The 19,142-nt window shown below is 70.7% G+C and carries 20 protein-coding genes; 9 read left to right on the plus strand and 11 right to left on the minus strand.

Annotation, left to right across the window (positions count from 1 at the left end; all coding sequences use genetic code 11):
• Window positions 1-69: 69 nt before the first annotated feature.
• Entirely contained in the window at window positions 70-282 is a 213-nt protein-coding gene (locus H4W81_RS17200) for a dodecin (RefSeq protein ID WP_192775742.1), read from the minus strand.
• A gap of 98 nt (window positions 283-380) precedes the next feature.
• Here H4W81_RS17200 and H4W81_RS17205 point away from each other — a divergent pair, with 98 nt between their 5' ends.
• Complete coding sequence (locus H4W81_RS17205; protein WP_192775743.1) at window positions 381-695, plus strand: DUF3099 domain-containing protein; 315 nt, start codon at window positions 381-383, stop codon at window positions 693-695.
• 258 nt (window positions 696-953) lie between these two features.
• Here H4W81_RS17205 and H4W81_RS17210 read toward each other — a convergent pair whose 3' ends face one another.
• The 3 genes from H4W81_RS17210 to H4W81_RS17220 are packed head-to-tail and all read right to left on the minus strand — an operon-like array spanning window position 954 to window position 3,051.
• Entirely contained in the window at window positions 954-1,211 is a 258-nt protein-coding gene (locus tag H4W81_RS17210; protein WP_192775744.1) for a DUF6457 domain-containing protein, read from the minus strand.
• Between the two features lie 46 nt (window positions 1,212-1,257).
• Complete coding sequence (gene mobA, locus H4W81_RS17215; protein ID WP_192775745.1) at window positions 1,258-1,845, minus strand: molybdenum cofactor guanylyltransferase; 588 nt, start codon at window positions 1,843-1,845, stop codon at window positions 1,258-1,260.
• Between the two features lie 45 nt (window positions 1,846-1,890).
• Window positions 1,891-3,051 (minus strand): acyl-CoA dehydrogenase family protein, encoded by a 1,161-nt coding sequence (locus H4W81_RS17220; protein WP_192775746.1) that lies wholly within the window; start codon window positions 3,049-3,051, stop codon window positions 1,891-1,893.
• 71 nt (window positions 3,052-3,122) lie between these two features.
• Between H4W81_RS17220 and H4W81_RS17225 the strand changes: the two genes are divergently transcribed.
• Genes H4W81_RS17225 through H4W81_RS17235 form a run of 3 tightly spaced genes read left to right on the plus strand, consistent with a single transcriptional unit; the run spans window position 3,123 to window position 5,879 of the window.
• The gene (locus H4W81_RS17225; RefSeq protein WP_192775747.1) at window positions 3,123-4,235 is read left to right on the plus strand and encodes a CaiB/BaiF CoA transferase family protein; all 1,113 of its coding nucleotides are present in this window, start codon (window positions 3,123-3,125) and stop codon (window positions 4,233-4,235) included.
• Window positions 4,232-4,894: a GntR family transcriptional regulator gene (locus H4W81_RS17230; protein WP_192775748.1), complete on the plus strand. Its 663-nt coding sequence runs from the start codon at window positions 4,232-4,234 to the stop codon at window positions 4,892-4,894. The genes H4W81_RS17225 and H4W81_RS17230 overlap by 4 nt, the downstream gene beginning before the upstream one ends.
• A 49-nt stretch (window positions 4,895-4,943) precedes the next feature.
• Entirely contained in the window at window positions 4,944-5,879 is a 936-nt protein-coding gene (locus H4W81_RS17235; RefSeq protein WP_318781783.1) for an MsnO8 family LLM class oxidoreductase, read from the plus strand.
• On the opposite strand, the gene moaA is transcribed toward H4W81_RS17235, so the two are convergent.
• Window positions 5,866-6,855, minus strand: a complete 990-nt coding sequence (gene moaA / locus H4W81_RS17240; RefSeq protein ID WP_192775749.1) for a GTP 3',8-cyclase MoaA — start codon at window positions 6,853-6,855, stop codon at window positions 5,866-5,868. The genes H4W81_RS17235 and moaA overlap by 14 nt on opposite strands.
• Window positions 6,856-7,063: 208 nt before the next feature.
• Between moaA and H4W81_RS17245 the strand changes: the two genes are divergently transcribed.
• Window positions 7,064-8,221 (plus strand): RtcB family protein, encoded by a 1,158-nt coding sequence (locus H4W81_RS17245; RefSeq protein WP_192775750.1) that lies wholly within the window; start codon window positions 7,064-7,066, stop codon window positions 8,219-8,221.
• A gap of 10 nt (window positions 8,222-8,231) precedes the next feature.
• On the opposite strand, the gene H4W81_RS17250 is transcribed toward H4W81_RS17245, so the two are convergent.
• The 5 genes from H4W81_RS17250 to H4W81_RS17270 form a co-directional block, all read right to left on the minus strand.
• Window positions 8,232-8,411 (minus strand): hypothetical protein, encoded by a 180-nt coding sequence (locus H4W81_RS17250; RefSeq protein WP_192775751.1) that lies wholly within the window; start codon window positions 8,409-8,411, stop codon window positions 8,232-8,234.
• A gap of 47 nt (window positions 8,412-8,458) precedes the next feature.
• Window positions 8,459-9,316, minus strand: a complete 858-nt coding sequence (locus H4W81_RS17255; protein ID WP_192775752.1) for an aldo/keto reductase — start codon at window positions 9,314-9,316, stop codon at window positions 8,459-8,461.
• Between the two features lie 91 nt (window positions 9,317-9,407).
• Window positions 9,408-9,890: a hypothetical protein gene (locus tag H4W81_RS17260; RefSeq protein ID WP_192775753.1), complete on the minus strand. Its 483-nt coding sequence runs from the start codon at window positions 9,888-9,890 to the stop codon at window positions 9,408-9,410.
• Between the two features lie 116 nt (window positions 9,891-10,006).
• On the minus strand, window positions 10,007-11,083 hold the full coding sequence (locus tag H4W81_RS17265) for a hypothetical protein (RefSeq protein ID WP_192775754.1): 1,077 nt from the start codon (window positions 11,081-11,083) through the stop codon (window positions 10,007-10,009).
• A gap of 67 nt (window positions 11,084-11,150) precedes the next feature.
• Entirely contained in the window at window positions 11,151-12,980 is a 1,830-nt protein-coding gene (locus H4W81_RS17270; protein WP_192775755.1) for an AMP-dependent synthetase/ligase, read from the minus strand.
• 148 nt (window positions 12,981-13,128) lie between these two features.
• On the opposite strand from H4W81_RS17270, the gene H4W81_RS17275 reads away from it, so the two are divergent.
• Together H4W81_RS17275 and H4W81_RS17280 are read left to right on the plus strand one after the other, a co-directional pair.
• On the plus strand, window positions 13,129-14,625 hold the full coding sequence (locus H4W81_RS17275; protein ID WP_192775756.1) for a peptide MFS transporter: 1,497 nt from the start codon (window positions 13,129-13,131) through the stop codon (window positions 14,623-14,625).
• A 4-nt stretch (window positions 14,626-14,629) separates the two neighbouring features.
• On the plus strand, window positions 14,630-15,244 hold the full coding sequence (locus tag H4W81_RS17280; protein WP_192775757.1) for a trimeric intracellular cation channel family protein: 615 nt from the start codon (window positions 14,630-14,632) through the stop codon (window positions 15,242-15,244).
• On the opposite strand, the gene yczR is transcribed toward H4W81_RS17280, so the two are convergent.
• Complete coding sequence (yczR, locus tag H4W81_RS17285; protein WP_192775758.1) at window positions 15,228-16,661, minus strand: MocR-like transcription factor YczR; 1,434 nt, start codon at window positions 16,659-16,661, stop codon at window positions 15,228-15,230. The two genes, H4W81_RS17280 and yczR, sit on opposite strands and share 17 nt — an antisense overlap.
• A 63-nt stretch (window positions 16,662-16,724) precedes the next feature.
• Here yczR and yczE point away from each other — a divergent pair, with 63 nt between their 5' ends.
• Window positions 16,725-17,336, plus strand: a complete 612-nt coding sequence (gene yczE, locus H4W81_RS17290; protein ID WP_225958669.1) for a membrane protein YczE — start codon at window positions 16,725-16,727, stop codon at window positions 17,334-17,336.
• A 49-nt stretch (window positions 17,337-17,385) separates the two neighbouring features.
• A complete protein-coding gene (locus H4W81_RS17295; RefSeq protein ID WP_192775760.1) occupies window positions 17,386-19,140 on the plus strand; it encodes a glycoside hydrolase family 15 protein in 1,755 nt (584 codons plus the stop codon).
• Window positions 19,141-19,142 lie beyond the last annotated feature (2 nt).

Genomic DNA, 19,142 nt, shown 5'->3' on the forward strand with positions numbered 1-19,142 from the left:
GGACCTTCGTATCGGAGTCTGCCGCTTGGGCCCGGCGAAGTCACGTCACGCGCGGAACAGTGAGGGGGATCAGGCGTCCTCGAGCCTGAAGCCCACCTTCATCCCCACCTGGTAGTGGGCCACCTCGCCCTGCTCGATGTGGCCCCTGATCTCCGTGACCTCGAACCAGTCGAGGTGCCGCAGCGTCTGGGACGCCCTGCGGATGCCGTTGCGGATGGCGTGGTCGAGGCTCTCCCCCGAAGTGCCGACTATCTCGGTCACCCGGTACGTTCGATCCGTCATAGCTCTTCCTCCTTACCCGAAAGCCATGATCGCATGACCTGCCGTACCCCCCTTGGAGCCCATCGCGCCCGCGCCGTCCGAGGTCTACGGTGGGAGGTGTGAAGGGTTTGCGGCGCAACCGGGACGTCCACCGGGTGACCGACGCCCGGCCGTCCCTCAGCGCGGACATCAACCGCAGGGAGCGGATCTACCTCATCCAGATGGGCATCCGCACGATCTGCCTGATCCTGGCGGTCGTGGTGCCGCTGCCCTGGCCGTACCGGCTGCTGTTCATCGCGGGCGCCATCTTTTTGCCATACATAGCCGTAATCGGAGCCAATGAGCGAGGCAAGGATGCCCCGCCTCCGACCTTTTCCACCCCTGCGCCTGACCAACACGAGATTCCACATCACCGACGCGAGATCGGGTCGTGACTAAGTCTTGACGCATCCCACGGGTTGTAGGTGTACGCTTTAGCCAAGCGCTCCGGTCCCCCGTCGGAGTGCTGGTGCCGGCGTTCCGGGCCCCCGTCGGAACGCCGATGAAGCGAAGCCGGGTGGTTTGCCCCCGTAACCACCCGGCTTCGCCCTTTTCTCCTTTAATTTCGTTCCGACCGGCCGGTCGGATAGGAAGCCTTTCCCGAAATCGTTTTCGACCGGTTCGCAGCAAACCTTCAGCTTTGACCAGGATCTTCAGTCGTCGGTCAAGGTCTCTGTCGTGGCGCGGGCCCAGTTCCTGGCCAGCATCGTGATCCGCTCGACGGCGTCCTCCGGCGCCGTGCCCGAACCCTGGGCCAGCCCGAGCAGGTAGGCGGTCAGCGGCGCGGCGGGCCTGGCGACGCCGTGCGCGACCTCCTTGGTCAGTTCGAGGATGAGGTCCCTGTCGACGGCGGCGGGGTCGATGCCCAGCTCCTTGCAGGCCAGCGCGGTCCACTCGCTCAGCACGTTCATGTGTGGTGTGGCGTGCGCGCCCGTCTCCCGCGCTCGGGTCCGGAGGTCACGCCACCCCTCCTTTCGGCAGTCGCTGCGGGTCGTCGCCGGTCTGCGCGAGCCTCCGCAGATCGTCCATTGTGTCGCAGTCGAGCCAGGGGGTGCCCGGCAGGCGCAGCCGTACCGGAGCGAGGGGGGCGAGCAGGCCGTGCAGGGAGCGGCCCTCGTAGTCCTCCAGCGCCGCGCGCAGCGCGGCGGCCCGCCACACCCCTGTCAGCCACTGCTCGCGCCCGTCGTCGTCGAGCAGGACGGCGCCGGCCGCGCCCTCCTCGCTCGCGGCGTCGAGGAGGGCGCCGACGTGTTCGGGCAGCAGCAGGGGCAGGTCGCCGGCGAGCAGCGCCACCCGGGGCGCCGCCACCAGCGCCAGCCCGGCCCGCAACGCGGGGACGGGTCCGCCGCCCGGCGGGTCCTCGCGGGTGAAGAGCGCGCCGGGCAGGTCGCGCGGCGGGCCGACGACGATCAGGCGCTCGGCGCGGGGCACGGCGGCCATCACCCGCTCCAGCAGGGTCCGGCCGCCCACCAGGAGGCCGGGCTTGTCCCTGCCGCCCATCCGGGTGGCCGCCCCGCCGGCGAGGATGATCGCGTCATGCCGCATGTGTCACACGTTACGACGTCGGCCCGGCCCGCTCTTCGGGAAGGCTCAGGCGAAGGCGGCGTGGCCGGTCAGCGCCTTGCCCAGGACCAGCGCGTGGATCTCCGAGGTGCCCTCGTAGGTGAGCACCGACTCCAGGTTCACCGCGTGCCTGATCACCGGGTACTCCAGGGTGATGCCGCTGGCGCCGAGGATGGTCCGGCAGGTCCTGGCGATCTCCAGCGCCTCGCGCACGTTGTTGAGCTTGCCGGCGCTCACCTGCTCGGGCGTGATCGTCCCCGCCTCCTTCAACCTGCCCAGGTGGACGGCGAGCAGCAGCCCCTTGCCGAGCTCGAGCGCCATGTCGGCGAGCTTCTCCTGGGTGAGCTGGAAGGAGGCGAGCGGCCTGGCGAACACCTCGCGCTCCCCCGCGTAGGCGATCGCGGTCTCCAGGCAGTCGAGCGCCGCGCCCATCGCGCCGAACACGATGCCGAACCTGGCCTCGTTCAGGCAGCGCAGCGGGCCGGACAGGCCGCGCGCGCCGGGCAGCATGGCCTCCTGCGGCAGCCGCACGCCGTCGAGGACCAGCTCGCTGGTGACGGAGGCGCGCAGGGAGACCTTGTGCTTGAGGTCGCGGGCGGTGAACCCGGGCGCGCCGGCGGGGACGAGGAAGCCGCGGATGCCCTCGTCGGTCTGCGCCCACACCACGGCCACGTCGGAGACCGAGCCGTTGGTGATCCACATCTTGGTGCCGTTCAGCACCCAGTCGCTCCCGTCGCGCTTGGCGCTGGTGCGCATGCCTGCAGGGTCGGAGCCGAAGTCGGGCTCGGTGAGGCCGAAGCAGCCGATGCGCTCCCCCGCGGCCATGGCGGGCAGCCACTCGTTCTTCTGCTCCTCGCTGCCGTAGCGCCAGATCGCGTACATCGCCAGCGAGCCCTGCACCGACACCAGGCTGCGCAGGCCCGAGTCGGCGGCCTCCAGCTCCAGGCAGGCCAGGCCGTAGGAGACCGCGCCGAGCCCCGCGCAGCCGTACCCCTCCAGGTGCATGCCGAGGACGCCGAGCGCGCCGAACTGGCGCGCCAGCTCCCTCGCCGGGATCGCGCCCTCCTCGAACCAGGTGGTGAGGTTCGGGCGCAGGTCGCGGTCGCACACGCGGCGGACGGTGCTCCTGATCTCGCGCTCCTCCTCGGTGAGCAGCCCGTCGATCGCGAACAGGGTGGTGGGGTGCATGGGTCGAAGCCTCCGCTAGATTGGATCCAATATTGAATATCCAACATGACACAGCTTAGGGTGCGTTGACTATGGAGAGTCTTGGCGGCCTGCTGGTGGCCGACTTCAGCAGGGTGCTGGCCGGGCCCTACGCGACGATGTTGCTCGCCGACCTGGGTGCCGACGTGGTGAAGGTGGAACGGCCCGACGGCGGTGACGACACGCGGTCCTGGGGTCCGCCCTACGCCGACGGCCAGGCGACCTACTTCCTCGGCGTCAACCGCAACAAGCGCTCGATCGCCCTCGACCTGCGCGACCCGGCGGACCTGGAGGTGGCCAGGGCGCTGGTCGCCCGCGCCGACGTGCTGATGGAGAACTTCAGGCCCGGCACGATGGAGCGGCTCGGGCTCGGCTACGAGCAGGCGCGCGCGCTCAACCCCGGGCTCGTCTACTGCTCGGTGACCGGGTTCGGCGCGGGCAAGGGCGCCGACCTGCCGGGCTACGACCTGGTGGTGCAGGCGGCCGGCGGCCTGATGAGCGTGACGGGCGAGCCCTCGGGCCCGGGGACCAAGACGGGCGTCGCGCTGGTCGACGTGATCACCGGCTTGCACGCGGCGCTCGGCGTGCTCGCCGCGCTGCGCCACCGCGACGCGACGGGGCACGGCCAGCGGGTGGAGGTGTCGCTGCTGACCTCGCTGCTGTCGGCGCTGGCCAACCACGCCTCGGCCTTCGCCGCCGCGGGGGTGGTCCCGCGGGCGATGGGCAACAGGCATCCCAGCATCGTGCCGTACGAGGTCTTCGAGGCCGCCGACCGGCCGATCGTGATCGCCGCCGGCAACGACAGGCAGTTCCGCGCCCTGTGCGCGGTGCTGGGCAGGGACGACCTGGCCGCCGATCCCCGCTACGCGACGAACGCGGGCAGGGTGGAGCATCGCGAGTCGCTGGTGCCCGAACTCTCGCGCGCGCTGGCCACCGCGACCGCCGACGCGTGGTTCGCCTCGCTCACCTCGGCCGGGGTTCCGTGCGGGCCGATCAACGACGTGGCGGAGGCCTTCGCGCTAGCCGCCTCGCTGGGTTTCGAGCCCGTGGTGGACGGCCAGGTGGCCAACCCCATCGGGCTCGGGCTGACCCCCGCCTCCTACCGCCTGCCGCCGCCCGGCCTCGGGCAGGACGCCGCGTGGGTCCGTGAGATATTGGGGCGATGAGCTCGGTCGAAGAACGGCGCAGGCCGCCCACGGCGCAGCAGTTCGTGCTCGCCGAGCTCCGCAGGGCGATCACCACGGGCAGGCTGCGTCCGGGCAGCCCGATCCGGCAGGACGCGCTGGCGGAGGAGTTCGACGTCAGCAGGGTGCCGCTGCGCGAGGCGCTGAAGACGCTCCACGGCGAGGGCCTGGTCACCTACCAGGCGCACCGCGGCTACTTCGTGGAGACGCTGTCGCTCGACGACCTGCTCGAGGTCTACCGCATCCGCGAGCTGCTGGAGGAGGAGGCGGTCCGCAAGGCCGTCCAGCGGCTGGGCGACGACGACCTGCAGCGGCTCGAACGGGCCCAGGAGGAGGTCGAGCGGGCCGCGGCCGCCGGTGACGTGCAGGAGATGGCGGCGGCGAACAGGGTCTTCCACATGACGCTGTTCGAGTGCTCGGGGATGCCGCGGCTGGTCCGGCTGATCAGAACACTGTGGGACTCCACCGACGCCTACCGCTCGCTCTACTACGGCGAGGGAGCCAACAGGGAGCGGGTCGTGGCCGAGCACCGCGGGGTCCTCGACGCGCTGCGGCGGGGAGCCGCCGACGAGGTGGTCGCCAGACTCGACGAGCACCGCTCCCACGCGGTCACGGCGCTGTCCGCAGTCCTGGGCCCCTGAGCCGCCCGGCCGCGGGGAATCCTGCCGCGCCGGGCGTGTTGCACCAGAAGTGATAAAACTGTCGATCCTCGACCGGTCCCTCGTCCGGCAGGGACAGGATCCCGCCCGCGCGCTGCGCGACACCGTCGAATTCGCCCGGCAGGCCGAGGCGCTCGGCTACCACCGGTTCTGGGTGTCGGAGCATCACGCGGTGCCCGGCGTGGCGGGCTCCGCGCCGACCGTGCTGGCCGCGGCCGTGGCGGCGGCGACGTCGCGGATCAGGGTGGGCACCGGCGGCGTCATGCTGCCCAACCACCGGCCGCTGGTGGTCGCCGAGCAGTTCGGCGTGCTCGACGCGCTCCATCCGGGGCGGATCGACATGGGCCTGGGCAGGTCCGTCGGGTTCACCGGCGGGATCAGGCGCGCGCTCGGCCACGACAAGCAGGACGCCGAGAACTTCGCCGAGCAGCTCCAGGAGCTGCTCGACTACTTCGGCAGAGGCAGGGACGGCGTGCACGCCATGCCCGCCGAGGGCAGGAAGGTGCCCGCGTTCGTGCTGGCGATCGGCTCGGGCGCGGACGTCGCCGCCGAGCTGGGACTCCCTCTGGTGATCGGCGGCGGCCGGGTGGAGGAGGGCGTCAGGCGCTACAGGGAGAAGGTGAAGGGCGTGCCGTACGTGATCGTGGCGGCCAACATCGCGGTCGGCGAGGACGCGCGCCTGCTGCAGCTGCCCGAGGCGTGGGCCACCGCCCACTCCCGTACGCGCGGCGTCTTCCCCCCGCTGCGCCCCGTCGAGGAGATCCAGGCGATGGAGCTGACCGAGCGCGAGCGCGGCCATCTCGACGAGGCGATGAGGGGGCAGATCCACGGCACCGAGGAGCAGGTGGCGGAGCGGCTGCGGGAGCTGGTGGAGCGGACCGGCGCCGACGAGGTGCTGGTCACGATGAACACCTACGACCTCGACCGGCGCCTGGACTCCTACCGGCGGCTGATCAGCCTCCGATAGCCGACATCGGCCTGGCCGGCTGCAGGAAGGAGGGATCGTCGATGCCGTGCCCCGCCCGCTTGCCGCGCACCGCGGCGATCCAGCGCTCGGCCAGCTCCTCGTCGCTGGCTCCGCCGCGCAGCGCGACCTTGAGGTCGGACTCCTCCCTGGCGAACAGGCAGTTGCGGATCTGGCCGTCGGCGGTCAGCCGTACCCGGTCGCACGCTCCGCAGAACGGACGGGTCACCGACCCGATCACGCCCACCCGCGCCGGGCCGCCCTCGACGAGGAAGCGCTCGGCGGGCGCGCTGCCGCGCTCCTCCAGGTCGTCGGCGCACAGGTCGACCTCTGCCTGGAGAAGGGCGAGGATCTCGTCGGCCGTCACCATGTCGGCGCGGCTCCAGCCGTGCTGGGCGTCGAGCGGCATCTGCTCGATGAAGCGCAGCTCGTAGCCGCGCTCCAGGCAGAAGCGCAGCAGCGGCACCGCCTCGTGCTCGTTGAGGCCGCGCATCAGCACGGCGTTGACCTTGACGGGGCGCAGCCCCGCGCGGTCGGCGGCCTCCAGACCCGCGATGACGTCCTCGAACCTGTCGCGGTGGGCCAGCCGCTTGAACGTCTCGCGGTCGAGGGTGTCGAGCGAGACGTTGACCCGGTCGAGACCCGCCTCGGCCAGCGGCTGGGCCAGCTTGGCCAGGCCGATGCCGTTGGTGGTGAGCGACACCTGCGGCCTGGGGCGCAGCGCGGCCGTCCGGGCCACGATGTCGACCAGCTCCCTGCGCAGCAACGGCTCACCGCCGGTGTAGCGCACCTCGGTGATGCCCAGGCGCTCGACCCCGATCGTGACCAGCCTGACGATCTCGTCGGCGGTCAGCAACTGGGCGTTGGGCAGCCAGTCGAGCCCTTCGGGCGGCATGCAGTAGGTGCAGCGCAGGTTGCACTTGTCGGTGAGTGACACCCGAAGGTCGGTCGCCACCCGGCCGAAGGAGTCCTTCAGCACAGGGAGGTCACCTCCTAGCTATCCGAGGGGAACATCAGTTCAGCCTATTCCATCGCCAACTGTCGCATGGAGCCCGAGGCGTCCCTGTCTTCCCGCCCCGCGGGCGCGCGCCGCTCCGGGCCCGTGAATCAGCCCGCCGATAAAATGAGTGGGATTTCCTTTCTGGTCCGGCCAAACTGATCAATAACCAGTAAGGAGATTCATCCCCATGTCGCCGAACCAGCCCGCACCCAACCTGCTGTCGTGGGCCAGCGAGATCGACGAAGGCGCGATCATGCAGGCCGCCCGCACGGCCCGTCTGCCATTCGTCTCCGGCCACGTCGCCCTCATGCCTGACGCGCATGTGGGCATCGGCGCCACGGTCGGCTCGGTGATTCCCACGGAAGGCGCCGTCATTCCCGCCGCCGTGGGCGTCGACATCGGCTGCGGAATGGTCGCGACGGAAACCGATCTCACCGCCGCCGATCTGCCCGACACCCTGGCCGCGTTGATGCCCATGGTGGAACACCGCATTCCGGCCGGGGTCGGAAAGGGCCACGCCGACCCGTCCATGGACCGCGCGCTGAGCGAACTCGGGCTTCCGCACACCGACCTGAGCCCCAGGCTGGCGAAGAAGGTGTCCGACCAGTTCGGCACCCTCGGCTCCGGCAACCACTTCGTGGAGGTCTGCCTCGACGAGCGCGACAGGGTCTGGACGGTGCTGCACTCCGGTTCGCGCGGCATCGGCAACCAGCTCGCCACGATGCACATCGTGGACGCCAAGAAGCTGATGAAGCAGCAGGCCATCGGCCTGGAGGACCCGGACCTGGCCTACCTGGTGCAGAGCACGCCGGAGTTCACCGCGTACATCGAGGACATGCTGTGGGCCCAGCGCTACGCCATGGCCTCGCGGGCGCGGATGGACAAGGTGCTGATCAACGCGCTGTTCCGGGTCGTCGGCAAGGGCCGGCGGGTCCGCACGATCAACTGTCATCATAATTTCAGCCAGCAGGAGACCCACTACGGCAAGTCGCTCTGGATCACCCGCAAGGGAGCCATCAAGGCGGACACGGGCGATGAGGGCGTGATCCCCGGCTCGATGGGGACCCGTTCGTACATCGTGCGCGGGCGGGGAAATCCCGAGTCGTACAATTCCTGCTCTCATGGGGCGGGGCGGCGAATGTCGCGCACGAAGGCGAAGCGGGAATTGTCCGCGGCTTCGCTCACCGAGGCGATGCGCGGCCGTACGTGGAATGCGAATCGAGCCGCCGCTCTGGTGGACGAGCACCCGGAGGCGTACAAGTCCATCGACCAGGTAATGGCGGACCAGAAGGATTTGGTGGAGGTCCAGCACACATTGCGCCAGATCTTCAATTACAAGGGCTGACGCCCAGCCACTACGCGCAACCGCGGAAATCCCGCAATTCCTGCTCGAACTCCCGCAGCGACAGGACGACGTCCCGCGTGCGCTCGTCATATCCCTGGACCAGGACGCGGCCAGGCCTGAGCCTGGCCGCGTCGTCGGCCTGGAAGCACTGACGCACCTGCCGACCTACGACGACCGGCGGGCCTTTCATGATCCCGACCAGAACTCGTGATGCCTTCGCCTCGAGGTCGTTATCGACTAGCCCAGGCGGGCGAGTTCCTCGCTGGTCAGGATGAGGTCCGCGGCGGCCGCCGAGTCGAGGACGCTCTCGGGACGGCTGGAGCCGGGGATCGGGATCACGACCGGGCTGCGGGCCAGTTCCCACGCCAGGCACACCCGCTGGGGCGACACTCCGCGCTCGGCCGCCACCTCGTTGAAGGCCGCGTGCTCGTCGCCGAGTCCCGCCGCCGACCTGATGCCGCCCAGCGGCGACCAGGGCAGGAAGGCGACCCCGAGTTCCTCGCAGACGTCGATCTCGGGCTCGCTGCTGCGGAAGCGGGGCGAGTACTCGTTCTGCACGCCGGCCAGGCGCCCGCCGAGGATGTCGTGGGCCAGCCTGATCTGCGCCGGGTCGGCGTTGGAGATGCCCGCGAGCCGGATCTTCCCCTCGTCGAGCAGCTCGGCCAACGCCCCGATGCTCTCCTCGTACGGCACCGCGGGGTCGGGCCTGTGGTGCTGGTAGAGCCCGATGGCCTCGACGCCGAGCGCCTTCAGGGACCGCTCGCAGGCCCTGCGGAGGTGGTCGCGGCTGCCGTCCAGACCCCAGCCGTCGTCTTCGGTCCTGGTGTGGCCGCCCTTGGTGGCCACGAGGACGGTGTCACGGTCACCGGTCCACAGGGCCAGCGCCCTGGCCACGAGCCGCTCGTTGTGCCCCACCTCGCCGGCGGTGGGCGTGTAGGCGTCGGCGGTGTCGATCAGCGTGATCCCGGCGTCGAGCGCGGCGTGGATCGTCCTGATCGACTGTGTCTCGTCGGGCATGTGGCCGGCCACGGACATCGGCATGGCGCCCAGGCCGATGGCGCTGACGGGCAGGCCGGCGATCAGTCGTGTCTTCATGCGGCACATCCTGGCCGATGGAGTTCACTCCAGGTCAAGCGCGCAGGGCGAAGGCCCCGGTCCTGGTGGACCGGGGCCTTCGCCTGACCTGCTAGTGACGGACGACCTTCACCCAGTCGGTGGCCTCGGCGGGCCTGAGGTACCAGGCGCCCTCGAAGACCGCGCGCCAGGTGCCGGAGGTCCAGGCGCGCTCCTTGGTGAAGTAGTAGCCGTCGCGGTGGGTGCGGACGGTGTCGACGTGCTCCCACTTGTGCGAGCCGTCGGCCTTGAACAGGATCACGACGCTCTTGCCGCCCAGTCGCTTCCAGCCGCCCGCTCGCCGGCAGTGGTCGGCGTGAGTGACCACGACGAAGCCGTCGATGTAGTCCTCTTCGCACTCGACAGAGAGCTTGCCGCTGATCGAGATGCCGCGGCCCTCCCAGGCGGGCTCGGGGCCGACATCGAGGGACAGGCGGGTGTAGCCGCCGTCCCAGTCGGGGTCGTGACCCGGGTCCGCCGAGGCGGGCGCCGCCGTGGCGAGCACCGAGACGCCCAGCGCGGCGGCAGCCGCGCCGGCGGCCAGTCGTCGCATCATGTGGAACTTCCTCTCCCCGTGAGAGACGCGCTCGGGACAGAGTGCGTCAATGCCAATGACGCGTAAAGGTAAAGGAAAGTTGCCACAAAATAGATAACGATCAGATAAAGGACACGTCAGCGACGGGTTGCGGCCAGCTCGGCCGCGTAGGCGTCGCTGCCGGGGTAGCGCACCTGCCACAGGCCGTGCAACCTGCCGGGCAGGCGCCGCTCGAACCGTCCGGTGGCGCTGGTGTCCGCGGTGGCCACCCGCTGCCACTCCTCGCCCTCGGTGCGCCGGTAGGAGATCTCCAGTCGCTGATTGCCGAAGGGCGCGTAGTCGGCGTAGCCCTGCGGGTCCACCCTGCGCAGGGTGCCGCTCAGCCGTACGGCCCTGGCCCCTGCCACCTTGGCGATCTGCAGCTCCGCGAGCCTGGTCTCGTGCCGCAGGTTGAAGGTGGACCGCGCGGTGACCGTGCTGCCGTCCTCGGCCCTGGCGGTCGCGGTGATCGTCCAGACGCCCGAGGGGTAGAAGCGGGTTAGCCCCTGGGACGGCAGGAAGCGCCAGGTCTCCCAGCCGTCCCCGATGCGCAGGGGCGGACCGTTGGGCACGGTCAGGCCCACGGGCGCGGACGCCCCGACGGCGGGCCGCCCCAGGGGCGCGGGCGGCAGCTGCTGTACGGGCCCCAGCTGCTGTGCCGGTGGCGCCTGCTGTGCGGGGACGGAGTCCGCGGCCGGGGCGCCGACCGGCGGCCCGGCGGCGGGCAGGCTCGGCGGAACCGGCGGGCTCGACGGATTCGGCGGGCTCGACGGGTCCGGCGGGGCCACGGCCGGGGTGAGGGCCGGGGTGAAGGCCGGGGTGAGGGCCGGAGTCGGCGTCATGAGCGGGACAGGCGTGACTGCGGGTGTAGGTGTGGGGCCCGGTGCCGGCGGGACCTCGGGCACGGGCCCGAAGGTCGGGCCGCCGTCGATCGGCTTCCCGCCGGTCACCGGCTTCGGCGGGGCACCAGGTTCGACCTTGATGGCCACCCCGTCCCGTGCCGCGCCCTGCGCGACCACGTCGATCACCAGCTTCACCGAGCCGCGCGCCCCCACCACGGGTTCGGCGGGCCTTACCGAGATCTCTTTGATCGCGAGGGCGGTGGGAGCCTCGACCAGCACGGGACCGGTCAGTGCTCCCGCCACCAGCGACGCGAGTAGAACTGTCTTGGTCATGTGCAGGACGGTAGGAAGCGTCCGGCAATGACGGCGGGCGCGACACACGCCCCCCTTGGTAAAGGTGTCAGCCGGTGTAGAGCTCCTCGATCACTTCCGCGTACTTCGCGTGAACGACCCTGCGCTTGAGTTTCAGGCTGGGCGTGAGCTCGGAGGTCTCCGCCGTCCACTCGACCGGCAGCAGCGCCCACCGCTTGACCTGCTGCACCCTGGCCAGCTTCGCGTTGGCCGCCTCGACGGCCGCCTCGACCGCCTTGAGCACGTCGGGATGCTCGACCAGCTCGGCCATCGAGGTGTAGGAGATGCCCTGTGCCTGCGCCCAGCCGGGGGCGATCTCCCCGTCGAGGGTCAGGATCGCCACGGGGAAGGGCCTGTTGTCGCCGTAGGCGAGCGCCTGGCCGATGAGCGGGTGCTCCTTGAGGTGGTTCTCGATCGCGGCGGGCGAGATGTTCTCGCCGCCCGCGGTGATGATGAGCTCCTTCTTGCGGTCGACGACCCGGTAGAAGCCGTCGTCGTCGACGGTGCCGATGTCGCCGGTGTGCAGCCAGCCGTCGGCGTCGATCAGCTCCTCGGCCGCCCTGCCGAGGTAGCCGCTGGTGTTGAGCGGGCTGCGGGTGAGGATCTCGCCGTCCTCGGCCAGGCGCACCTCGACGCCCGGCTCCGGCCTGCCGACCGAGCCGAGCTTGTAGACGGCGGGGCTGTTGGCGGTGAACGCGCCGGTCGTCTCGGTCATGCCGTAGACGTCGATGACCCGCAGGCCGAGGCCGGCGAAGAAGCTCTGCACCTCGTCGGGCAGCGGGGCCGCGCCCGTGGCGGTCCACTCGGCGCGGTCGAAGCCGATCAGGCCGCGGACGATCGACAGCAGCGCGGCGTCGGCGGCCTCGTAGGCGGCCTGGATCTCGGGGGTGACGGTGTGGCCGTGCTGGCCCGCCTCGATGTAGGCGCGTCCCGCGGCCATGGCCTGCCGGACCTTCTCCTGCTGTTCCTCCGGCTGGGTGGACAGCAGCGCCTGGAGCTTGGCCATCATCTTCTCCCACACCCGTGGTACGCCGAAGAACATCATCGGGCGCACCTGGCCGAGCACGGCGCCGAGGTTGGCCAGGTCGGTGCAGAAGTGCACGTGAGAGATCTTGGTGAGGGGCAGGTAGAGGCTGAGGACGCGCTCGGCGATGTGCGCGTAGGTGAGGTAGGAGATCTGGGTGCCCTGCGTCGGCAGCGCGGTCATGCGGTCGGTGGCCGCGCACTCGTAGAAGACGTTGGTGTGGGTCAGCGGCACGCCCTTCGGCATGCCGGTGGTGCCTGAGGTGTAGAGCACGGTGAGCACGTCGCCAGGCGTGACCGCCCGCCAGCGTTCCTCGACCGCGGCCTGGTCCTCGGCCAGCCTGGCCCTGCCGAGCTCGAGGAAGTCGGCCCAGCTCATGAAGAGCTCGCCGGTCGGCGCGCCGTCCAGCACGATGATCTTGCGCAGGCCCGGCAGCTCGCCCAGCACCGGGTCCCACCTGGCCAGGTCGGCGGCACCGCCGAGCACGGCGTACCTGGCGCCCACGTCGCCCGCGACGTAGGCGATCTGGTCGGGGGCGAAGGTCGAGTAGACCGAGCACGGCGTGCCGCCCGCGTGCACCGCGCCGAGATCGGCGAGCACGTGCTCGCTGCGGTTGACCATCATCAGCGCCACCGCGTCGCCCGGCTCCATGCCCAGCGCCATGAAGCCGGCGGCGATCTCGAGCACCCGCTGCCTGGCCTGGCCGTAGGTCAGCGTGCGCCATCCACCCTCGACCGGGTCGGAGTAGGCGGGCGAGTCGGGACAGCTCTCGGCGATCTGCCTGAGCTGTTCGCATACCGTACGGCCGGCGATCTCCCGCAGGATCTCGGCCTGTACCTCAAGGACATCGGCCATGGCGCGCCCTCCAGTCAGTGCTCACTTGCACGAGTGGGATGCATCGCACCACACCGCGTTAAGCCCCGACAAGCCCTGGGCAGGGGACAAGAACAGGCTATGACGTACAGTGATCGATCGCATACTCAACGTTTCGTCGGGGGGCGGGATGAAGGCGGCCGAGAAGACGTTCTTCGGGCATCCGTGGGGCTTGGCGACGCTGTTCGGCACCGAGATGTGGGAACGGTTCAGCTTCTACGGCATGCGGGCCATCCTTGCCGCCTTCCTCATGGCCCCCGCCGTCCGCAGCGGCCTCGGCCTGCCGGAGACCACGGCCTTCGCGATCGTGGGCGTCTACCAGGGCATGGTCTACCTGACGGCGCTGCCGGGCGGCTGGCTGGCCGACCGGGTGCTCGGCGCCCGCAGGGCCGTCCTGCTGGGCGGTGTGATCATCATGTGCGGCCACATCAGCATGGCCATCCCGGTGACCAGCCCGGTCTTCGTCTATCTCGGCCTGCTGCTCATCGTCTCGGGCACCGGCCTGCTCAAGCCGAACGTCTCCGGCATGGTCGGCTACCTCTACAGGGAGGACCAGGACGCCCGGCGCGACTCGGGGTTCTCGCTGTTCTACATGGGCATCAACATCGGCGCGCTGGCCGGCATCAGCCTGACGCCGGTGCTGGCCGGCGACCGGCACTGGCACCTGGCCTTCGGCTCGGCCGCGGTGGGCATGGCTCTGGGCCTCATCTGGTACGTGCTGGGCAAGCGCAGCCTGCACGGCGCCGGCGAGCGCGTGTCGCAGCCGCTGTCGCCCGACGAGCGGCGCGCGGCCGTCAAGTGGATCCTCATCGGGATGGCCGCGCTCGTGGCGCTGGCCGCGCTGCTGGCGGTGACCGGCCTGTTCACCGAGGACGGCGTCACCTGGACGGTGACCGCGATCATCGCGCTCGTCACGGTCTTCTACCTGGCGTACATCATCCACGGCGGCCATGGCATCACGCCGGTGGAGCGGCGCAGGTTCGGCGCCTACATCTGGCTGTTCTTCGCCGCCGTCATCTTCTGGATGATCTTCGACCTGGCTCCCGGGCCCGTGACGGACTTCGCCATGAAGAGCGTGGACCTGACGTTCTTCGGGTTCACGATCCCGGCGGGCTGGACGCAGAACTTCAACTCGCTGTTCGTCATCGTCTTCTCGCCCGTCTTCGCCGCGATCTGGCTGACCAGGTGGGGCAGCAAGGTGAGCAGCCCGCTGAAGTTCACCTTCGCGCTGTTCATGGCGGGACTGAGCTTCGTGGTGCTGGCCGCGGCCGCCAGTGTCGCCTCCGGCGGGGTCAAGGTGTCCATCCTGTGGCTGATGGTGATGTACCTCATGCAGACGGTCGGCGAGCTGACGCTGAGCCCCGTGGGCCTGTCGGTCTCGACCAAGCTCGCCCCCCACCACTTCAAGGGCCAGATCCTGGGCGTGTGGTTCCTGGCCGCGGCGCTCGGCGACGCGATCGGCGGCCAGACCTACCGGCTGACCGGCTTCCTGTCGCTCACCCAGTACTACCTGGTGCTCGGCGGCGTCGCCGTGCTGGCGGGCCTGGTGCTGCTGATGTTCGTGCGCAGGCTGAAGGCGCTGATGAGTGACGACGACGTGGCACCGGGTCAGGCACTGACACACTGATCGCGTGTCCGAACTGCTCGACCTCGCCGGAATCCTGGTCTTCGCCCTGTCAGGGGCGCTCATGGGCGTGCGCAAACGCCTCGACGTGGTAGGGATGGCGGTGCTGGCGTCGATGACCGCGCTCGGCGGCGGCATCATGCGCGACCTGATACTCAACGTGCCGCCCGCCGCCTTCCAGAGTCTCGGGTACGTGCTGGTGCCCATCGCGGCCACGGCGATCGTCTTCTTCTGGCACCCGCAGGTGGCCCGCATCATGCCGCTCCTGCTCGTGCTCGACGCGGCGGGCCTCGGCCTGTTCTGCGCGGTCGGCACCGAGAAGGCGCTGCTGTACGACCTGTCGCCGCTGCACGCCGCCCTGCTCGGCGTCACCACCGCCGTCGGCGGCGGCGTGCTGCGCGACATGCTGGCCGGCGAGATCCCCACCCTGCTCTACGACCGCCAGCTCTACGCGGTGCCCGCGATGCTCGGCTCGGCCGCGATGGCCGCGCTGTTCGAGCTGGACCTGCACGGCTGGCCGGCCGTGCTGGCCGCCGCCGTCCTGGCCTTCGGGCTGCGCATCCTGGCCATGAAGTACGGCTGGCGCGCGCCCCTGGCCAGCGGGGTCAAACCATCCGAATGAGCGGGTCGGCGGGGCGCGAACCGATCGGGCCCGTCGCGCGGGCCTCGGCCAGGCGGGCCACCGCGTCGGTGATGACCTGCGCCGGCTGAGTGAAGGGCAGGCGCAGGTAGCCCTCGAGGGTGCCGCTCACGCCGAACCACGGGCCCGGCGCGAGCCGTACGCCGTGGTAGGCGGCGGCCTCGGCGAGCGGGGTGGCGCCCTCGCCCGCCAGCCGTACCCACAGGGTGCCGCCGCCGCGCGGCACGGTGAAGGTCCACTCGGGCAGGTGCTCGCCCAGCGCGGCCACCAGCGCCGTGCGGGAGGCGATGAGGGAGCGGCGGCGCTCGGCCCTGGTCTCCTCGATGCGGTCGAAGAGCCTGGTGACGACGAGCTGGTCGAGCACGGGGCTGGCGATGTCGACGGCCGCGCGGCGCATGGCCAGTCCGCGGGCCATCGCGGCGGTGGTGCGGATCCAGCCGATGCGCAGCCCTCCCCACCACAGCTTGGAGGCGGAGCCGATGGTGATCACCCTGCTGTCGGTGTCGAAGGCGGCCATCGGCGCCGCGCCGTTCGGCTCGTCGATCCCGAGCTCGGTCCAGGTCTCGTCGATCAGCAGCGTCGTGTCGGCGCGCCTGGCCATGCCGACGACGGCGGCGCGCGTGGCGTCGTCCATGAGCGCGCCCGTCGGGTTCTGGAAGTCGGGCATGAGGTAGGCCAGGCGCGGGCCCGCCTGGCGCATGGCCCCGGCCAGCAGGTCGGGCTGCCAGCCTTCGGACGTGACGCCTACCGGCACGATGCGCGCGCCGCGGTGGCGGGCGGCGTCGATGGCGTGCGGGTAGGTGGGCGACTCGACGACGACCGGGTCGCCGGGACCGACCAGCAGGCTCATGACGAGCAGGAGCGCGTGCTGGGAGCCCGTGGTCACCAGGATCTGCTCGGGGCGGGTGGCCAGGCCGCGCGCGGTGTAGCGGGCGGCGACGCGCTCGCGCAGGACGGGCAGGCCCATCGGGTCGTAGCCGGCGCCCATGCCGTACCTGGGCAGATCCTCCATGGCGCCGGCCACCGCCTCGGTCAGCATCGTGGTGGCGGGCGGCGCGGCGCAGTGCATCTGGAGCAGCCCGTCGTCGTCCACCGACAGCCACGGGTTGTCGGCGCAGGCCGACGGGTCGGGCAGCGCGGTCCAGCTGCCTGCGCCCTGGCGGCTGTCCAGGTAGCCCTGCTCGCGCAGCAGGTCGTAGGCGGCCGTCACGGTCGTGCGGCTGACGCCGAGCTCCTGCGCCAGGTGCCGTTCGGCGGGCATCCGCATCCGCACCGGCACCCTGCCGTCGCGCACCAGCCCCCGTACGCCCTGGGCCAGCGCCCGGTAGAACGGGCGGGCCGTCCGGTCGGCATCGAGGAGACGGCCGAGCTGCTGCGCCGACAGGTGACGTTCTGGCATAAGGCCACTTTCGCTGATTGGCCCTTTTGGTGCAACCCATTGGCCTGAATGATGGAGGCCATTATGAGCGAGATATCCCTTCCGTCCCTTGGTTCGCTGCCTTCGCGTCTCCTCCGCCTGTACGGCGGCCTGGCCCTGTACGGCCTCGGCATCGGCCTCCAGGTGGAGTCGGCCCTCGGCAACGACCCGTGGGACGTCTTCCACGAGGGCCTGGCCGTCAGGACCGGCCTGTCCATCGGCACCTGGATCATCCTGGTGGGCGCGCTGGTCATGGTCCTGTGGATCCCCCTGCGCCAGAAGCCCGGCATCGGCACCATCAGCAACATCATCTTTCTCGGCCTGTTCGCCGACGCCGCCATGTACCTGCTGCCCGCCCCCGGGCACTGGGCGGTGGCGTGGACCTACCTCCTGGCGGCCATCGTCGCGGTCGCGCTGGCCACCGTCCTCTACATCGGCGCGGGCATGGGCCCCGGCCCGCGCGACGGCATCATGACCGGCCTGATCAGGCTGGGCCTTTCGGTGCGGCTGGCGCGCTTCCTCATCGAGATCACCGTCGTTGCGGTCGGCTGGCTGCTCGGCGGCACGGTCGGCGTCGGCACGCTGCTGTTCGCGGTGGCGATCGGCCCCATCACGCAGCTGTTCGCCAAGCGCTTCCCGCTGCCGGGCCAGCACTGACGGGGGTTTTCGCGATCGGGGCGTGGATGGACCTAGTAGCGTCTGGTTCATGCGGATCGAGGACTACGCCCTCATCGGGGACATGCAGTCGGCGGCGCTGGTGGCCCGCGACGGTTCGATCGACTGGCTCTGCCTGCCGAGGTTCGACTCACCGTCGTGCTTCGCGGCGCTGCTCGGCAGCGAGCGCAACGGCCACTGGTGGCTCGGCCCCGCCGGTCGTCCGGTGGCCGACCGGCGCCGCTACCGGCACGAGACGCTGATCCTGGAGAGCGAGTACGACACCCCCACGGGCACCGTCCGCGTCATCGACTTCATGCCGCCCCGCGACCGCAATCCCGACGTGGTCCGCATCGTCGAGGGGGTGTCCGGCACGGTGGAGATGTCCACCCAGATCCGGATCCGCTTTGACTACGGCAGGATCGTCCCGTGGGTCCGCCGCACCAACGGCCACCTGCAGGCGGTCGGCGGTCCCGACTCCATCTGGCTGCACTCCCCCGTCCCGCTCAAGGGCGGCGACTACGCCCACCGCGCCACCTTCCACGTCAAGGCGGGCGAGCGGGTCGCCTTCGTCTTCACCTGGCATCCCTCGCACGAGCCCATGCCGAGGTTGATCTCCGCCGAGGAGCAGCTCGTCCAGACCGAGGAGCTGTGGGCCGAGTGGGTGGCCCAGTGCACCTACAAAGGCCCGTGGCGCGATGCCGTGGTCCGCTCGCTGATCACGCTGAAGGCCCTGACCTACGCGCCCACGGGCGGCATCGTGGCCGCCCCCACCACCTCCCTGCCGGAGGACCTCGGCGGCGTGCGCAACTGGGACTACCGCTTCTGCTGGCTGCGCGACGCCACCATGACGCTCGACGCCCTCATCGGCGCGGGCTACCTCGACGAGGCCGCCGCCTGGCGCGGCTGGCTGCTGCGCGCCATCGCGGGCAGGCCGCAGGACCTGCAGATCATGTACGGCGTGGCCGGCGAGCGCCGCCTGCCCGAGATGGAGCTCGGCTGGCTCGACGGCTACGAGCGCTCCCGCCCCGTGCGCATCGGCAACGGCGCGGTCGAGCAGCTGCAGCTCGACGTCTACGGCGAGGTCATGAACTGCCTCTACCTCTCGCGCACCTCGGGCCTGGCCCCCGACGACCGGGCCTGGGCCATCCAGCGCCAGCTGCTCGACTACGTGGAGCAGCACTGGGACGAGCCCGACGAGGGCCTGTGGGAGGTGCGCGGCCCGCGCAGGCACTTCACCCACTCCAAGGTGATGTGCTGGGTGGCGATGGACCGGGCGATCAAGCAGGTGGAGAACTTCGGCCGCACCGGCCCGCTGGAGCGCTGGAAGGCGCTGCGCGAGCAGATCCACGCCGAGATCTGCGACAAGGGCTACGACCCCGTCCGCAACACCTTCACCCAGTCCTACGGCTCCGCCGAGCTCGACGCCTCCCTGCTGCTGATGCCGATCGTCGGCTTCCTGCCGGTGGACGATCCGAGGGTGCGCGGCACGGTGGCCGCGATCGAGAGGGAGCTGCTGTCCGACGGTTTCGTGCTGCGCTACCCGGTGGCCGAGGACAACGACGTCGACGGCCTGCCGGGAGGTGAGGGCGCCTTCCTCGCGTGCAGCTTCTGGCTGGTGGAGGTGATGGCCATGCAGGGCCGCGTCGCCGAGGCGTGCGAGCTGTTCGACCGGCTGCTGACGCTGCGCAACGACGTGGGGCTGCTGGCGGAGGAGTACGACCCGCGCTACGGCCGCCTGGTCGGCAACTTCCCCCAGGCCTTCTCGCACGTCCCCCTCGTCCACGCCGCCCGCGCGCTGTCGTAGCC

It is taken from the genome of Nonomuraea africana, assembly GCF_014873535.1.
Taxonomy (GTDB): domain Bacteria; phylum Actinomycetota; class Actinomycetes; order Streptosporangiales; family Streptosporangiaceae; genus Nonomuraea; species Nonomuraea africana.

What these genes read in the sequence shown, in the direction of transcription:
- H4W81_RS17255 (WP_192775752.1), bottom strand. Translation starts at nt 9,316, where the DNA reads ATGAAGACACGACTGATCGCCGGCCTGCCCGTCAGCGCCATCGGCCTG.
- H4W81_RS17220 (WP_192775746.1), bottom strand. Translation starts at nt 3,051, where the DNA reads ATGCACCCCACCACCCTGTTCGCGATCGACGGGCTGCTCACCGAGGAG.
- H4W81_RS17275 (WP_192775756.1), top strand. Translation starts at nt 13,129, where the DNA reads ATGAAGGCGGCCGAGAAGACGTTCTTCGGGCATCCGTGGGGCTTGGCG.
- H4W81_RS17230 (WP_192775748.1), top strand. Translation starts at nt 4,232, where the DNA reads ATGAGCTCGGTCGAAGAACGGCGCAGGCCGCCCACGGCGCAGCAGTTC.
- H4W81_RS17210 (WP_192775744.1), bottom strand. Translation starts at nt 1,211, where the DNA reads ATGAACGTGCTGAGCGAGTGGACCGCGCTGGCCTGCAAGGAGCTGGGC.
- H4W81_RS17260 (WP_192775753.1), bottom strand. Translation starts at nt 9,890, where the DNA reads ATGATGCGACGACTGGCCGCCGGCGCGGCTGCCGCCGCGCTGGGCGTC.
- H4W81_RS17270 (WP_192775755.1), bottom strand. Translation starts at nt 12,980, where the DNA reads ATGGCCGATGTCCTTGAGGTACAGGCCGAGATCCTGCGGGAGATCGCC.
- H4W81_RS17245 (WP_192775750.1), top strand. Translation starts at nt 7,064, where the DNA reads ATGTCGCCGAACCAGCCCGCACCCAACCTGCTGTCGTGGGCCAGCGAG.
- yczE (WP_225958669.1), top strand. Translation starts at nt 16,725, where the DNA reads ATGAGCGAGATATCCCTTCCGTCCCTTGGTTCGCTGCCTTCGCGTCTC.
- yczR (WP_192775758.1), bottom strand. Translation starts at nt 16,661, where the DNA reads ATGCCAGAACGTCACCTGTCGGCGCAGCAGCTCGGCCGTCTCCTCGAT.
- H4W81_RS17295 (WP_192775760.1), top strand. Translation starts at nt 17,386, where the DNA reads ATGCGGATCGAGGACTACGCCCTCATCGGGGACATGCAGTCGGCGGCG.
- mobA (WP_192775745.1), bottom strand. Translation starts at nt 1,845, where the DNA reads ATGCGGCATGACGCGATCATCCTCGCCGGCGGGGCGGCCACCCGGATG.
- H4W81_RS17265 (WP_192775754.1), bottom strand. Translation starts at nt 11,083, where the DNA reads ATGACCAAGACAGTTCTACTCGCGTCGCTGGTGGCGGGAGCACTGACC.
- H4W81_RS17250 (WP_192775751.1), bottom strand. Translation starts at nt 8,411, where the DNA reads ATGAAAGGCCCGCCGGTCGTCGTAGGTCGGCAGGTGCGTCAGTGCTTC.
- H4W81_RS17200 (WP_192775742.1), bottom strand. Translation starts at nt 282, where the DNA reads ATGACGGATCGAACGTACCGGGTGACCGAGATAGTCGGCACTTCGGGG.
- H4W81_RS17225 (WP_192775747.1), top strand. Translation starts at nt 3,123, where the DNA reads ATGGAGAGTCTTGGCGGCCTGCTGGTGGCCGACTTCAGCAGGGTGCTG.